This window comes from Alcanivorax sp. (assembly GCF_040118815.1).
Lineage (GTDB): Bacteria > Pseudomonadota > Gammaproteobacteria > Pseudomonadales > Alcanivoracaceae > Alcanivorax.
Genome location: NZ_JBEDTC010000015.1, coordinates 776,716 through 790,741 on the forward strand (window position 1 = coordinate 776,716; position 14,026 = coordinate 790,741).

The 14,026-nt window shown below is 59.3% G+C and carries 12 protein-coding genes; 4 read left to right on the top strand and 8 right to left on the bottom strand.

The genetic code is table 11. The features are described from left to right. Nucleotides 1–141: 141 nt before the first annotated feature. The 5 genes from ABNH18_RS12855 to yidD all read right to left on the bottom strand — a co-directional run bounded on the left by ABNH18_RS12855 (nucleotide 142) and on the right by yidD (nucleotide 5,097). Entirely contained in the window at nucleotides 142–660 is a 519-nt protein-coding gene (locus ABNH18_RS12855; RefSeq protein ID WP_349383192.1) for an outer membrane beta-barrel protein, read from the bottom strand. 181 nt (nucleotides 661–841) lie between these two features. Next, nucleotides 842–2,164, bottom strand: a complete 1,323-nt coding sequence (locus tag ABNH18_RS12860) for a hypothetical protein (protein ID WP_349383193.1) — start codon at nucleotides 2,162–2,164, stop codon at nucleotides 842–844. Nucleotides 2,165–2,237: 73 nt separating this feature from the next. Beyond that, nucleotides 2,238–4,304 carry a TonB-dependent receptor domain-containing protein gene (locus ABNH18_RS12865; protein ID WP_349383194.1) on the bottom strand — a complete coding sequence of 689 codons (2,067 nt, stop codon included), beginning with the start codon at nucleotides 4,302–4,304 and terminating at the stop codon, nucleotides 2,238–2,240. A gap of 194 nt (nucleotides 4,305–4,498) precedes the next feature. After that, nucleotides 4,499–4,807 (bottom strand): DUF2946 family protein, encoded by a 309-nt coding sequence (locus ABNH18_RS12870; protein WP_349383195.1) that lies wholly within the window; start codon nucleotides 4,805–4,807, stop codon nucleotides 4,499–4,501. Between the two features lie 8 nt (nucleotides 4,808–4,815). Next, nucleotides 4,816–5,097, bottom strand: a complete 282-nt coding sequence (yidD, locus tag ABNH18_RS12875) for a membrane protein insertion efficiency factor YidD (RefSeq protein WP_349383196.1) — start codon at nucleotides 5,095–5,097, stop codon at nucleotides 4,816–4,818. A 166-nt stretch (nucleotides 5,098–5,263) separates the two neighbouring features. On the opposite strand from yidD, the gene ABNH18_RS12880 reads away from it, so the two are divergent. The 3 genes from ABNH18_RS12880 (at nucleotide 5,264) to ABNH18_RS12890 (ending at nucleotide 8,175) form a co-directional block, all read left to right on the top strand. After that, nucleotides 5,264–5,968: an START domain-containing protein gene (locus ABNH18_RS12880; RefSeq protein WP_349383197.1), complete on the top strand. Its 705-nt coding sequence runs from the start codon at nucleotides 5,264–5,266 to the stop codon at nucleotides 5,966–5,968. 143 nt (nucleotides 5,969–6,111) lie between these two features. After that, nucleotides 6,112–6,792 (top strand): START domain-containing protein, encoded by a 681-nt coding sequence (locus ABNH18_RS12885; protein WP_349383198.1) that lies wholly within the window; start codon nucleotides 6,112–6,114, stop codon nucleotides 6,790–6,792. Nucleotides 6,793–6,873: 81 nt separating this feature from the next. After that, nucleotides 6,874–8,175: a DUF2254 domain-containing protein gene (locus ABNH18_RS12890; protein WP_349383199.1), complete on the top strand. Its 1,302-nt coding sequence runs from the start codon at nucleotides 6,874–6,876 to the stop codon at nucleotides 8,173–8,175. A 165-nt stretch (nucleotides 8,176–8,340) separates the two neighbouring features. Here ABNH18_RS12890 and cysS read toward each other — a convergent pair whose 3' ends face one another. The 3 genes from cysS to thrS all read right to left on the bottom strand — a co-directional run bounded on the left by cysS (nucleotide 8,341) and on the right by thrS (nucleotide 12,155). Continuing rightward, complete coding sequence (gene cysS, locus ABNH18_RS12895) at nucleotides 8,341–9,723, bottom strand: cysteine--tRNA ligase (RefSeq protein WP_349383200.1); 1,383 nt, start codon at nucleotides 9,721–9,723, stop codon at nucleotides 8,341–8,343. Then, entirely contained in the window at nucleotides 9,720–10,148 is a 429-nt protein-coding gene (hisI, locus tag ABNH18_RS12900) for a phosphoribosyl-AMP cyclohydrolase (RefSeq protein ID WP_349383201.1), read from the bottom strand. Before hisI ends, cysS begins: the two co-directional genes overlap by 4 nt. Nucleotides 10,149–10,238: 90 nt before the next feature. Next, nucleotides 10,239–12,155, bottom strand: coding sequence for a threonine--tRNA ligase (gene thrS / locus ABNH18_RS12905; RefSeq protein ID WP_349383202.1), 1,917 nt, complete (start codon nucleotides 12,153–12,155; stop codon nucleotides 10,239–10,241). 244 nt (nucleotides 12,156–12,399) lie between these two features. Between thrS and ABNH18_RS12910 the strand changes: the two genes are divergently transcribed. After that, nucleotides 12,400–13,986 (top strand): HD domain-containing phosphohydrolase, encoded by a 1,587-nt coding sequence (locus ABNH18_RS12910; protein WP_349383203.1) that lies wholly within the window; start codon nucleotides 12,400–12,402, stop codon nucleotides 13,984–13,986. Nucleotides 13,987–14,026 lie beyond the last annotated feature (40 nt).

Below are 14,026 nucleotides of genomic sequence, written 5' to 3' on the forward strand. Positions count from 1 at the left end.
TTGGGTTCGCGCCTCGAGAGGTGCTCCTACATGGTGGGTCGGCTTCAGGTCTGTCAGCCCGTGATGAACTAACGAAAACGCCCACCTTCCGGTGGGCGTTTTGCGTTCAGCGTGATGCTTGAAGCGTGCTGCGTGTCCTAATCAGAACCGGCCGTTCAGGCCCAGCCCCAGATTGGTCACTTCGTCACCGCTGCGATCCACCACCCGCATGTATTCCAGGTTGATGAACAGGGTTTTGGTGATGGTGAAGTCCACACCCAAGCCCAGGGACAAATCTTTGTAGTTTTCCCCGTCAGAGCCGCCGAAGGCATTCTTCTCGGTGGTTTCCAAGTAGGTGACGCCGATCAGGCCGTAGGGGCGCACGGGCATGGTGTTGGGGAATTGGCCGCGGAAGTAGGCGCCGTAGTAACGGTCGATTTCCAGGTCCACGTTGTTGCTGAGTTTATCGTCATCGACGCCCAGGCCCAGGCGCACTTCGCCGCCGAGGGTTTCGTCGCGGTTGATCCAGCTGCCGAATTTGAATTGCAGGGCTTTGGGATCGGCGCTGGAGGTGGTGTTATCCGGTTCGATGTCGCTGCTGATGACATCGATGCCGGCAAAGCCGCCGGCATTGGCGAAAAGGGGCATTGCCAAAGCAGCGGCAAACAATACTTTTTTCATGGGTTCTCCACTGGGTGTTGTCTCGCGACGCAATAATAGAGTGATTGTAGTGAAAAGTAGCGGCCACGGCGACCGGGAGCGGTTTGAGGGGAGAGGAGGAGGCTGGGCGGAAGGTAGGACCGCCTGCAGAGGGCGAGAAGAATGTCCTCTGCAGGCGGCTGCCTATGGTTGGTTATCGCGCTTAGTGGTCGTGATCATGGTCATCGTCGTCATGATCGTCTTCGTCGCTATGCTCTTCTTCATGCTCGCTATCAAGGCCGGCCCAAGCCAGTGCCGCGGGCGGGAAGGTCAGGCTGAGTGGGGTTTCCAGGCTGCCTTCTTCAAGGTGCACGACAACGATGGCGTTGTTGCCGGTATCCGAAAGGAAGACATGCGCGGGCTCGCCGGCCACGGCCATCTGGGTATTGCCCGGTGCGATGGCATCTTCCACGTGGGCGTGCTCACTCCAGTCAGCGGTGTCGAAAATACGCAGGTCACCGGCATCATCCAGCAGCACAAGGTGTTCGCCGTGGGGATCCAGGCGGTGGCTTTCCAGTGACACGGCTGCGCCTTCGGTCCAGTCCAGTTCTTCGGCATCACCGTCTTCCGGGTGGATAATATAGATGCTGTCACCGGCATAGCCCACGAAGTGGCTCAGCTCGTGATGACTGTCGAAGCTGCCAATACGCTCGCCGGCGGCCAGGCCAAGGGTGGCGTTGGTGATTTTCTCAGCGGTGAAATCCTCTCCGTCCTGATGGACGATCAGGATGCCATCGCTACAGCCGAACACCGAGTAGTCTTCGTTGGAGCCGGCGCCATGAAGGTCCGGGCAGGTCGGGGCGAGGGTGTCTTCCTTGTGATAGTGATCGCCGTGCTGGTGGTAGACATCAACAGTTTCCGGGAGGCCGGAGGCGGCAGTGCGGAAGGTGGCCAGCAGTACATCGCCACGGGGTTCGGCCACGCCATGATGGGCGCTGGCGAGGGTCTGGCTGGCTACGCTGGAGGCGGTCTCCAGCGATTCATCCGTGAGCAACTCTACCTTGGCCATGACGGCGTTGGCGGCATCGCCATCATAGAACAGGGCGGCCTGTTCACCATGAACCCGGAAGTGGGTGGGCGCCGGGCCTGTGAGCGTGCCCGCAAAGGAGGGGATCACTTCGTCCACATGGTCGTCATGCAGATAGAGTCCGCCATCAACGATCTGTACCTGGTTGTCGTCTCGCTGTATGGCCAGAACAAAACGCTTGCCCGGGCTGGTGTAGAGCGCACTGGCGTCATGGTCCAGGGACAGGGTGCCGGGTAGCAGGGCGCCGGCCTCCAGGTCATACATATACAGCTGGGTGCCGTCGTCGTCAGCGGCAATAACCAGGCGGCCGGGATGGTCACTCTCGGCATGGTCGTGTTCGTCTTCACCGCTACCCAGCGAGCTGGTGCCGGTTTCGTTACAACCGGCCATGGTGAGGGCGGCAAGCAAGGACAGAGGCAGGGCTGCGTTTTGTTTCAGGTTTTTCATCATGCGTTGCATGGTGTTCTCCATATTCGTGTTGTTGTGTCCGGCGGAGTAAGGGCGCCGGCACAGATGCCGTTAACGTTGCGGCTTAAAATTCAATGCGGGTGCCCACGGTGACATTGCGACCCGGTTCCGGCACGGTGCTGGCCAGGAAGGAAGAGTGGTTGAATACCTCTTCGCCCAGCAGGTTGTTGCCGCGCACATAGAAGGTGTAGCGCTGGTCGCCACGCAGCCGGTAGCTGAGGGTCGCGTTGACCATGTCGTAGGACGCAGTGGTTTGCTCAAAGCCCGATATCTGGTCCTGCGCAAAGCTTCGGTAGAACTCCAGTTCTCCGTCGAAGTTGCCCAGGTAGCTGTTGAGGCGCGTCCCTAACCGTTTGGCGGGGATGCGAGGCAGGTAGCCGCCGTCGTCAAACGTGGCGCGGACCATGTCGCCAAAGACCGTGATGCCCACCGGCTCGATGCCGTAGTAGCTCAGTGATGCTTCGGCACCGGTGAAGGTGGCGTCGCGCTGGCTGTACTTGATCAGGCGGAAGTCTTCGATCTGGTCGAGGGTGCGCGCATAGATGTAGTTGTTGATGCGGTTTTCGAAGATGCCCAGATCAAACAGCCAGTCACCCTGAGTTTTGCGCAGGTTCAGGTTGGCGTTGAGGCTGACTTCGTCATCCAGATCGCGCTGCCCGCCACCGCAGTCGCTAAGCAGGCCACATTCGTAGGTGTTGGTGGCTAGGTGAACACCTTCTGCATAGAGCTCCTGGGCGCTGGGTGCGCGGCCAGAGTGACCCACAGACAATACCAACTCATAACCGGGCACAAAGGCCCAGTTGGCCGCGCCGGAGAAAGACGCATTGTCGGCGGTGACTTTGGCAAGAGCCTGCCCGTTGCGTTCGTCCGGTGTCTGAGTCAGGTGTTCCTGGCGGGCGCCCAGTTCGAAGGACCATTGCTCGTTGAGGACATATTCCTCTACTGCAAAGACGGCAAAGGATTCGGTCTCTGTCTTTGGTACGAAGGCTTCGCCACCCAGTGAGCTGAAGTCGAAGTGGGTGTACTGCAGGCCCACAACACCGCGCCAGTTACCCAGCGGTTTGTGTTCCACTTCCAGGCGCGCATCGCCGCCCTTGTTGGTGAAGGTGCTGCCGATGGTGCCTTCTTCGATTTCGTGGTGGCGGTAGTCGGTGTGGTTGCCACGGAAACGAATGGCCGTTACCCCGGCGAACGGTTCGCGGTATTCACCACGAGCATCCACGCGGCGGCTGGCCAGGTCCACATAGGGGACGATCTCGCCGTGATCGTGGTCATGGCCTCCAGTGGGGCAGTCCAGGCTGGTGCCGCTGGACTGGCACTCCTCGAACTCGTGGCTGTGACCGGGCAGACCGTAGTTGTCGCGACGATAGCTGTACGCCATGCCGAAGTAGCCTTGATCGCCAATCCAGGAAGCGCCGATGCTGGCATTGTCGCTTTCTGCATAGGTGCCGGGCACGGTGAGTTGCTCAAAGCCGTTCACTTCGTAGTCGTCCGCGTCGCGACGGCTGCCTTCCACCCGGAATACCAGATTGTCGGTGGCTGAGGCGGTGATGCCGGCGGCGGTGGCATTTTCATCCGCCACGGTATTGGCGCGGGCTGACACGAAACCTTCCACGTCTTCACGGGGACGCTCGGTGGGTATCCGGTTGTCCAGCACATTCACAACACCGCCGCTTGCGCCGCTGCCATAGAGCAGGGTGGACGGGCCGCGTAGCACCTCGATCTGGCGAGCCAGCATGGGGTCTACCGTGATGGCATGATCCGGGGAGATGCTGGAGGCGTCCAGCACTTGAGAGCCGTCATTGAGGACGCCGACGCGCGGGCCACCGAGGCCGCGAATGACGGGTCGGCTGGCGCCGCCACCAAAGGTGTCACTGTGGACGCCAGGCTGATCTTTCAGGGTTTCGCCCAGGGTGTCTTCGCTCTTTTGGATGAGGGTCTGTTGATCCATCACCGAATAGGGCGTGCTAGGGCTGGCACTGCCCAGGGGAAGGGCAGATACATTCACTTTTTTCAGCTCGTGAGCGTTGTCATCGGCCGCTTTCTCGTTTGCGGAGTCAGCCAATACTGCCGTGGGCGCCAACAGGGCCACGGTGACGCACCCGGTCAGGGTCAAGCGTCGAATTCTCATAATTACCTCTGTCTCTATCATTCATGCAAGGCATGAATGAGGGGGCGAGTAAAAAGGCGCAGCCGGATAAAAGCGGCTGGCCGGACTCGCGCCGGAAACACGTTTTCCCTGGTCACAGACAGGCGCAACAGGCCCGGTTCTCAAGGAGAGGGGCAAAGCGCAATGTCATGGCGATCAGGGATCAGTAACGGGAATCAGGCAGAGACAGGGGGCCCGCGGGGTGGGTAGGGATTGCGTTCGCTGCGATGCACCACGGTGGTGGTGAGGAGCAGTGGGGTGGGTTCCTCCCGTTGAATGACGGGGATGCTGTAGACGCTGGGCAGTGCCAGCATGCCATGGCCGTGGGTACACACCTGACAATCAGCGGAAGCCAGCAGCTCCTTGGTGGGGCTATGTTGGCCGGCTTCGATGTGGGCCGGGGCGTGCCATGCCAGCAGTAGCTGAGCACAGAACAAGCCGAGCACCAGGGACAGTGAAAGGCCGCGATGGTAGCGGTTCAGCATGGCGGGGATCACTGTGAGGGGCCCCCGCTGTGGTCACTGCATAGCGATGTGCATTGGTGCTGTTCCGGGTCGGGCTCGGTGCCGGGCACATAGTCAAAGCCGCCCGGGTGCCAAGGATGACACTTGCACAGTCGCTTCGCTGCCAGTGCGCTGCCGCGCAGGCTGCCATGGGCAACTACCGCCTGCCGGGCATATTCCGAGCAGGTGGGGTAGAAGCGGCATTGATTGCCTATCCAGGGGCTTAGCGCCTTCTGGTATAGCCAGATGGCGCCAAGCAGAAGCGATTTCACGTGAACAGCTCTGCCTGTCGCAAGTTGTAAAAAATGCATGATATAGCCATCGCGTGGGGAGATACCAGCGCTGTTACATGGTCGTAATCGGGAGCGTGATAAAAAAACGTTGCGATTTCATGACACTGCAACGGCAATGGAAGCCGCAAGGTAGCAAGGAGAGACCATGAAAAAAGCCACAGGATGGGCCCGCCCGGTACGCGTATCGGCACTGGCCGTGACGCTGATGTTGTCTGCCGGTTCCATGGCGGCAGACTGGGAAACCGTGAACGAAGGCAGCACCCGCACGGATATCAACACCTATGAAAAAGCCATGAAAGACAGCCCGGTAAAAGCGTTTCGGGGTGTCACTGAAGTACAAGCGCCGGTGCTGAGCGTATTGGCGGTGATGGCGGATGCCAGCGCCTGCCCGGAATGGTTGTATCAGTGCCAATCGATGGAACTGCGTGACAACGACCAGGCCTATATGCGTTTCAAGGGCATCTGGCCGGCCAAGGATCGCGATGCCCTGATCAAGACCCAGGCCACTCAGAATGAGGAAACCGGAGCCATTACCTTGGCCTCCCACGCGGTGGACGGCGAGCCGGAGCAAGAGGGGTATGTGCGCGTTGCCGCTCTGGAAGACCAGTTCATCCTGACGCCGCTGGACAATGGCTGGACCCGCATCGAATTTGAAACCTTTATCGATCCGGGCGGCAATGTGTCATCGGTGGCGAATGTGATTTCCCAAAAGGCGCCCCAGGAAACCCTGCAGGGGCTGCGTGAGATGGCCAGCAACGAAACCTATCAGAATGCCAAACTCGATAGCGTCCTGGAACGTTACCCGGAATTGAAAGGCATGGACCTGCCGCAGAGCCATGAGCAGGACTGAGAGCGGTTGTTGGCCTGCATAGCGAGTCGCGCCGGTAATTGGGGCCAATCCCCCGGCCGGCGCTTGTTTCCCTGTTCCCTGGCCGCATACTGCGGCCAGCATGCTGTTACCAAGCGTATTTTAGACAAGTGAGGAGAAAACCGTTGCGAGCATTGTTTGTGGCACTAATGCTGGCCCCCCTGATGCTGGCGAATCCGGCCTGGGCGGCGAACTGGAAAACCAACCACGAGGGCAAGGCCAGAGGCGAGGTCACTACCTATGTGCGCGATGTCTCTAGCAGCCCGGTAAAAGCTTTCAAGGGCATTGTCGAGGTGAAGGCGTCCGCCACGTCGGTGCTGGCGGTGATTACCGCCGTGGACACCTTCCCGGAATGGATCTTCCAGAACCAGGGCGCCAAGCGGCTTTCGGTAGAAGACCGTGAAGAAATTCATATGCGCTTTCATGGTATCTGGCCGGTATCGGACCGTGACGTGGTGCTGGCCAACACGCTGAGCCAGAATGAAGACACCGGTTCCATTACCTTGCACAGCGTGAACGCGGATGACGTGCTGGGAAAGCAGGATGGTTTCGTGCGCATTCCGGCGCTGGATAATCAGTTTGTTATTACCCCCATGAGCGATGGTTGGGTGCGGGTGCAGTTTGAAACCTTTGTCGACCCAGGCGGCAGCGTGCCGGTGTGGCTAGCGAACCTGGTGGCGACCAAGGCGCCGCTGGAAACCCTGCAGGGTTTGAAGGTCCAGTTGGAAAAACCGCGTTTCGCCAATGCCACCCGGAAAGATTTGCCGCCACTGCCAGGGATGGACACACTGTCCCTTGAGGACTGATTGCCCGGCACATCTGCCCGGGTGAGTTCATGGAGTAACGCACTCGGGTAATTCGCCCGGGCAAGGATGTGAGGGCGAGCCATGGTGCTGGCGCGGTTTCAGCAGTGGTATACCCAGTTACGTTCCAGTATGTGGTTGCTGCCGGCCTGTTTTCTGGTCGGCGCATCGCTGCTGGCCTTTATCATCACCGCCATCCCCGGTGAGTTGCCGAATGCCGAACAACACTGGTGGGCTCACCTGCTCGCGGTGAACCCGGAAGGCGCCAGCGCGGTGCTGACCACCATCGCCGGTTCCATGATTACCGTGGCCGGTGTGACCTTTTCCATCACCATGCTGGTGTTGGCCCAGGCAGCCAGCCAGTATTCCCCTCGCCTGCTTCGCGATTACATGGCTGACCGAATCAACCAGTTAACCCTGGCGGTGATTGTGGGCGTGTTCGCCTACTGTTTGTTGGTGCTGCGTAGCCTGCCTGCCGATTCCCTGCTGCTGGGACACGGTATTGCCGTGATGGTGGCGCTACTGGGCGCTTTCGTGGGCCTGGCGCTGTTGATCTACTTTATTCACCACATCGCCAGCTCGATCCAAGTGTCTCAGGTGGTGGCGAAAATCACTGAAGATACGCAGGCGGCGATCGCCCAGCGCTACGATCAGGCTTTTGGCAGGGTTGCCGAAAACCCGGCCGCGTTACGGGCTGAGACCGTGACGGTGGATAGCAATGATGACGGTTCAGGCCATAAGCCGTCGGGCCACACGCTGGCAGCGCCGCTCACCGGGTTTGTGCAGCAGGTGTATCTGAACGGCCTAATCAAGGAGGCGGATGCCCAGGGGCAGGTCATTACCATGCGTGTGGCGGTGGGCGAGTTCGTGGTTCAGGGGCAGCCGTTGCTGTACCTGCATGGGCCGGGCTGGGGTGAGGAGCGCTGTGCGGCGTTGTTGCGTTGCTATGTGATCAACCGTCATCGCACCATCGAGCAGGATCCGGCCTTCGGCATTCGTCAGCTAGTGGATATTGCGATTAAGGCCCTGTCACCGGGGATCAACGATTCCACCACCGCTGAGCAATGCGTGCTGTATCTGGGCGCGGTGATTGCGGACCTGTCCGGACGCCATATGCCGGAACCCTTTCGGCGGGTGAACGGGCAGCTGCGGCTGCAATGTCAGCAGCGGGATTTTGCCGATTATGTGGACGCCGCCTTTGCACAGATCGCCCGCAATGCCCGGGGCAACCTGGCGGTGCTGGCCACGCTGGGCAGCTCGCTGGCCATGCTGGAACGCACTGTGCCGGCAGAACGGCTGGCGCCCATACTGCAGCAGCGGCGCCACTGGGCCACGCAGGTGCGTGGCAGTCTGTCACGGCAAGACCAGCTGATCTTGATGGGCTGAAAAACTTCGTTGCGCAGTTTAGGGGCTGAGCGTCTTGTCTGACGAACTCGCCGTGGTGAGTTCGTCAGTCGCGTGGTGTTTAGGCAAATAACCGAAAAGCCTTGCGGGAATTCTCCGACTTAAACCGCGTTGTTGCGTGAAAGCTTGTTGCGTGCCGCGTCTCTTTTACCGACTCCAGCGGGTGCCTTCGCGGGTGTCTTCCAGTTGAATGCCGGCGTCGGTGAGTTGCTGGCGGATTTCATCGGCGCGGGCGAAGTTCTTGTCTTTCTTGGCCTGGGTGCGCTCGGCGACCAGCGCGTCGATATCGTCGTTGCTGAGGCCGTCTTCGCTCACGTTCTTGTTCTGGAACCAGGCGGTGGGTTCCACAGTGAGGATGCCGAGCAGGTCGGCGGCGGCGAGTAATTCGGCTTTCAGCTTGGGCTTGTCGCCCAGTTCGGCCTTGTTCAGTTCGCCGGCGATGGCGTGCAGGGCGCTGACCGCTTCGGAGGTGTTCAGGTCGTCCTTGAGTGCTTCCAATACCGGGTGGTTGTCCGGCAGTTGGTAGCCTGCTTCCGGGTCCACGGATTCGCCGCGACCGAGCAGGGCGTAGTAAAGCGTATCCAGCCCTTTCTCTGCGTTATCGAGCACATCGGCGGAGAAATTCAGCGGTGAGCGGTAGTGGCTGGAGAGTAGGGCGAAACGCAGAATTTCACCGTGGTAGTGGGTGAGCAGATCACGCACCAGTCGGAAGTTGCCCAAAGACTTGGACATCTTCTCGCCATCAATATTGATATAGCCGTTGTGCAGCCAGTAGCGCACGTAGTCGGTGCCGTGGGCGCAGCAGCCTTGGGCGATTTCGTTTTCGTGGTGCGGGAAAATCAGGTCCTGTCCGCCGCCATGGATATCAATCACATCCCCCAGATGCTTGTGAATCATGGCCGAACACTCTATGTGCCAGCCCGGGCGACCACGGCCCCACGGAGAGTCCCAGCCGGGCTGTTCATCGGTGGAAGGCTTCCACAGAATAAAGTCGCCGGGGTGGCGTTTGTAATCGGCCACTTCCACCCGGGCACCGGCGAGCATGTCTTCCAGTTTGCGACCGGAGAGCTTGCCGTAGTCGGGCATGGATTCCACCGCGAACAGCACCTGGCCGTCGGCCTCGTAGGCGTGGCCTTTTTCCACCAGGGTGGCGATCATCTGGATCATCTCGGGAATGTGATCGGTGGCCTTGGGGATGATGTTCGGGGTTTTCGCGTTGAGCGATGCCATGTCTTCGGCAAACGCCGCGGTGAAGCGTTCGGTGAGGGCACTGATGTCCTCGCCGTTCTCCGCCGCCGCCTTGATGATCTTGTCATCAATGTCGGTGATGTTGCGGGCGTAAACCACGTTCGGATAAAGCCGTTGCAGCAATCGGTACAGAACATCGAAAACCACCACCGGGCGGGCGTTGCCAATGTGGACGAAGTTGTAAACCGTGGGGCCACACACGTAGAGGGTGATGCGGTTGGGGTCCAGCGGAATGAAGTCGTCCTTTGTGCCGGTGAGGGTGTTCTGCAATCGTAAGGTCATTTGCCGTACAACTCTTTGGGGTCTTTGATGGGGGCTTTGTCGATGGTCACGTTGTCCGCGTCGGCTTTCCAATAGAAGCAATCACGGCGGCCGGTGTGACAAGCGGAACCAGTCTGGTCGACTTTTACCAACAGGGCGTCGCCGTCGCAGTCGATGCGCAGTTCCTTGAGGCGCTGCACCTGACCGGATGATTCGCCTTTGCGCCATAATTTTCCGCGCGAGCGGGAAAAGTAGCAGACTTGCCCGGTGCTTAGGGTCTCTTCGATGGCCTCGCGGTTCATCCACGCCATCATCAGCACTTCGCCACTGTCGTGTTGTTGAGCAATGGCGGCCACCAGCCCGGCATCGTTGTACTTGAGATTGTCCAGGGCTTCCTTGAGGGAGGCCTGAAAACCTTCTGCCTGGTGTTCGTTATTTTTGAACATGAGTGCTCCGCTGCTGCACGCTGCACGCAACACGCAGGCACGCAGAAGGTTTCAGCGTGTTGCGTGACGCGTGCCCGCGTGTGGCGTCTCTTAAATCGGCAAGCGAGTCGCTGCGGCCAGAGCCGCCACGGCTTCGTCCAGATCCACGGTTTCAGTCGCCTGAGACCCCAGGGTGCGAATCGCCACCTGGTTCTGTTGAGCTTCCTGTTCGCCAATAACCCAGATACGTGGGGTCTTGGCGCGGGAATGTTCGCGGACCTTGAAGCCAATCTTCTCGTTACGGATATCCAGCTCAGCCGGTACGCCGGCGGCAACCAGTTTCTGTTGCACGGCGGTGGCGTATTCGTCGGCGGAATTGGTAATGGTACAAACCGCTACCGGACGGGGCGCCAGCCACAGGGGCAGGTGGCCGGCGGTGGATTCGATCAGAATACCCAGGAAGCGCTCCAGGGAACCCAGCACCGCACGGTGCAGCATCACCGGGCGCTGACGGGAGCCGTCTTCGGCTACGTATTCCGCATCCAGACGATCGGGCAGCACGAAGTCCACCTGCAGGGTCCCGCACTGCCAGTCACGGCCAATGGCGTCACGCAGTACGAATTCCAGTTTCGGGCCGTAGAAGGCCCCTTCGCCCGGGTTCAGTTCGCATTCCAGCCCTAAGGATTCCACCGCCGAGCGCAGCGCGCCTTCGGCTTTGTCCCAAGTTTCATCGGAACCGGCGCGGTTGTCCGGGCGGTCCGAGAACTTGATACGGAAGGAATCGAAGCCGAAGTCGGCATAGACCTCGCGCAGCATCTTGATAAAGCCGGCGGTTTCTTCGTTAACCTGTTCTTCGGTACAGAAGATGTGGGCATCGTCCTGGCTGAACGAGCGGGCCCGCATCAGGCCATGCAGGGCGCCGTGGGCTTCGTTACGAAACAGGGTGGTGAACTCGCCCAGGCGAATGGGCAGGTCACGGTAGCTGGTGATGCCTTGCTTGAAAATCTGCACGTGGCCCGGGCAGTTCATCGGCTTCACGGCCATTTCTCTGTGGTCGTGAGTGCAGACGGTAAACATGTCTTCGCCGTACTTGTCCCAGTGGCCGGACTGTTCCCAGAGGATGCGGTCCATCATCTGCGGGGTGGAGACTTCTTGATAGCCGCCTTTTTCCATCTTGCCGCGGATGTAATTTTCCAGGTTCTGGCGCATGCGCCAGCCTTTCGGGTGCCAGAACATGCTGCCCACCGCTTCCTGCTGGATATGGAACAGGCCCATTTCCTTGGCGAGTTTGCGGTGGTCACGTTTTTCCGCTTCCTCTATTTGCTTGAGGTGAGCATTCAATTCTTTTTTGTCGCGCCAGGCGGTGCCGTAAATGCGTTGTAGCTGGGCCTTGTTGGCATCACCACGCCAGTAGGCGCCGGCGACCTTCATTAGCTTGAAGCCGTCGCCCAGCTTGCTGGTGCTGGGCAGGTGCGGGCCCCGGCACAGGTCGATGAACTCGCCCTGGCGGTAGAGGCTCACTTCCTGGTCGGCGGGCAGCTCGCGGATGATTTCGGCCTTGAATTCCTCGCCTTTCTCAAGGAAAAATGCCACCGCTTCATCGCGATCCCAGACTTCACGTCGTATTTCCTCATTGCGGCGCACAATATCCTGCATGCGCTTTTCAATGGTTTTCAGGTCATCCGGTGTGAACGGGGTGTCCCGGTGGAAGTCATAGTAGAAGCCGTTGGTAATGGTCGGGCCAATGGTCACCTGGGTATCCGGGAACAACTCTTGTACGGCTTCGGCCATGACGTGCGCGGCATCGTGACGAATCAGTTCCAGGGCCTCGTCGGTCTCCCGGGTGATGATTTCCACCGTGGCGCCGTCGTCGATGGGCAGATAGACGTCGATCAGATTGCCGTTGGCCTTGGCGGCCAGGGCTTGCTTGGCGAGTTTTTTGCTGATGCGCCCGGCGATCTCGAAGGCGGAGGCCGGTTGCTCAAACTCCATGCTTGCCCCATCGGGCAGTTGATAGCTCACACTCATGAGTGACAAGGGATCCAGGTGATTGACTCAGAACCGGAAGATGGTAGGGAATCAGGCCCACGGCTTCAAGGTGCGGGGGCTGTAAAGCGTGCTTTGTGCCGGCTTTATTGCGCCTGTCCCAGATTAACCGACGTATGGCACAGAATTTTGCCTGTTTCCGGGCGCCCGCCTATGCTTGGGGCGGGGATGCAGGGACAGATGGCAATGAGAACCCAAGGATGAACCCGATGGAGCGGGATAGCCCATGATTACACCCTCACAGACGCAACAAATGGCCGATAACGCGCAGTTGCCGAGATTGTTGCGAGCGGCGCAACACCTGAGCGAACAAAAGGATGTGCCGCGCTTAATGAGCGCGTTCCTCAAGGAGGTGCTTTACCTGTGCAATGCGGACACAGGCTGGGTATGGCTGTATACCGATGGCCGGCCCCGGGCCGGGTTGAATTGCCTGTGTCGTGATGGAGCCGGTGAAAGCGGTGCCGTCAAGGACGCGCCGCAGTGGTTTCGCCCATTAACCGATGAGAGCGATGGCACAGGAGGGATCGTAGAGCAGTGTTTTGTCACCGGTGAGCCTCTCACCGTGGCATTGACGCAAACATCCCTCAATGAGGCAGATCAGGCATTACTGGCAGCGCTGGCCCCGCAGGCCAAAGGGATACAGCTATGGCCGCTGTATAACCATGAAGGTTTGGTCACTGGTGTGCTGCAACTGGCTTATGACAAACCAGTGCCCCGCAATCTGCAACGTCTGGGTGAGCATGGACACCTGATTTTCCAGTCCTTGCTGACCTACGGGGGGATTGCCCTGAGCAATCTCAGCCAGGTGCAGGAACTGAAGGACTTGCTGGACGCGTTTATCAAGGTGCTGGCCCAGGCCATCGATGCGAAAAGCCCCCATACCAGTGCCCACTGTCAGCGGGTGCCGGTGATCACCGAAATGTTGGCTCAGGCTACTTGTGATGATCAGGCGCTGTTTCCGGATTTTTCATTGGATGAAGACGGTTGGTACGAGCTGCACGTGGCCGCCTGGTTGCACGATTGCGGGAAGTTGGCGACCCCGGATTCGGTGCTGGATAAATCCACCAAGTTACATACCCTGCACGATCGAATTGACGAAGTGGCCAGCCGTTTTGCCACCCTGCGGGCAGAAATTCAGTTTCGTTATGAAAAAGACTGCTTGCTGAAACCGGAAGATGAACCGGCTCATCGGCAGCGCATGGAAGCGGCCATTGGCGCCTTGAAAGAAGAACTGGCGTTTCTGGAGCGCATTAACCGGGGTGGAGAAGCCATGGCCGAAGTCGACCAGCAGCGGGTGAAAGACATTGCCGCGCGCAGCTGGACCGACGCCTGGGGCCAGAAAAAGCCGCTGCTCAGCGAGGACGAGGTGTACAACCTGTGCATTCCACGCGGCACCTTGACGCCGGAGGAGCGCAAAATCATCAACGGCCATATGGATGTGACCCTGGATATGCTGGGTTCATTGCCGTTCCCGCGGAAATTGCAGCGGGTGCCGGAATACGCCGGCGGCCACCATGAAAAAATGAATGGCACTGGCTTCCCGCTGGGGCTGACTCGAGAGCAAATGTCGGTTCCCGCCCGAATTATGGCCATCGCCGATGTGTTCGAAGCCCTGACCTCCAAGGAACGGCCCTATAAAATGCCGCTCAAACTCAGTGAAGCGCTGGCTATCATGCAGCGTATGCGCGATAACGACCATCTGGACCCGGACTTGTATCAATTGTTCATTCGTTCGCGGGTGTGGCGCCAGTATGGCGAGAAGCACCTGGATCCAGTGCAGCTGGATGTGGATGATGGCAGTGAGTTCCTATAAATAGCTCTCTGTTGTGCGTCGCTGACGGCGCGATAAAAGA

Coding starts and splice junctions, on each gene's coding strand:
- ABNH18_RS12855 (WP_349383192.1), bottom strand. CDS start 660: ATGAAAAAAGTATTGTTTGCCGCTGCTTTGGCAATGCCCCTTTTCGCC.
- ABNH18_RS12860 (WP_349383193.1), bottom strand. CDS start 2,164: ATGCAACGCATGATGAAAAACCTGAAACAAAACGCAGCCCTGCCTCTG.
- ABNH18_RS12865 (WP_349383194.1), bottom strand. CDS start 4,304: ATGAGAATTCGACGCTTGACCCTGACCGGGTGCGTCACCGTGGCCCTG.
- ABNH18_RS12870 (WP_349383195.1), bottom strand. CDS start 4,807: ATGCTGAACCGCTACCATCGCGGCCTTTCACTGTCCCTGGTGCTCGGC.
- ABNH18_RS12880 (WP_349383197.1), top strand. CDS start 5,264: ATGAAAAAAGCCACAGGATGGGCCCGCCCGGTACGCGTATCGGCACTG.
- ABNH18_RS12890 (WP_349383199.1), top strand. CDS start 6,874: ATGGTGCTGGCGCGGTTTCAGCAGTGGTATACCCAGTTACGTTCCAGT.
- cysS (WP_349383200.1), bottom strand. CDS start 9,723: ATGACCTTACGATTGCAGAACACCCTCACCGGCACAAAGGACGACTTC.
- hisI (WP_349383201.1), bottom strand. CDS start 10,148: ATGTTCAAAAATAACGAACACCAGGCAGAAGGTTTTCAGGCCTCCCTC.
- thrS (WP_349383202.1), bottom strand. CDS start 12,155: ATGAGTGTGAGCTATCAACTGCCCGATGGGGCAAGCATGGAGTTTGAG.
- ABNH18_RS12910 (WP_349383203.1), top strand. CDS start 12,400: ATGATTACACCCTCACAGACGCAACAAATGGCCGATAACGCGCAGTTG.